Genomic DNA, 438 nt, shown 5'->3' with positions numbered 1-438 from the left:
GTGCTGAACTTACTTTAGCGTTCAAATCAGTTTTATTATCGTTAAGAATAAACGCACCGTTACCATTAAAACGCACGCTATTCGTGCCCAATTGCTTCACCACATTGGCAGTCAAAACTGATGATGCCAATGACTCATTTGGGTGCTCATCTGATGTGCTACCGTAATTAACCTTCGCATCAGACTTTACACTGGATTGTGCATAATTTGTCTTCGTTACTTGTGTGCCATTGTTGTCCTTTAGAACGGTTTGTTGCAAAGCAAAAACGCCTAATGCAATCACAACACCTGCTACAGATACTTGTCGCTTACGTCCCATGTCAAAAACTCCTTCTCTTATATCCCTGAGATATTATTATACCAGTAAGTTCTACTTAATATTGTCTTTGAACTGTCAAAAGTTGCATGTTATCTGGTATTATTAGGGCAATCAATAAA

Annotated in this window: 1 pseudogene; it reads right to left on the bottom strand. The window is 38.4% G+C overall.

The window, feature by feature from the left end:
* Window positions 1-319: pseudogene (locus KH400_RS21195) on the bottom strand (hypothetical protein); the annotation flags it as partial.
* Window positions 320-438: the final 119 nt, after the last annotated feature.

The sequence above is a fragment of the Desertibacillus haloalkaliphilus genome, assembly GCF_019039105.1.
GTDB lineage: Bacteria > Bacillota > Bacilli > Bacillales > KJ1-10-99 > Desertibacillus > Desertibacillus haloalkaliphilus.
Note: the sequence above shows the minus strand (reverse complement) of the source record. Positions and strands in the feature narration are given on the sequence as shown.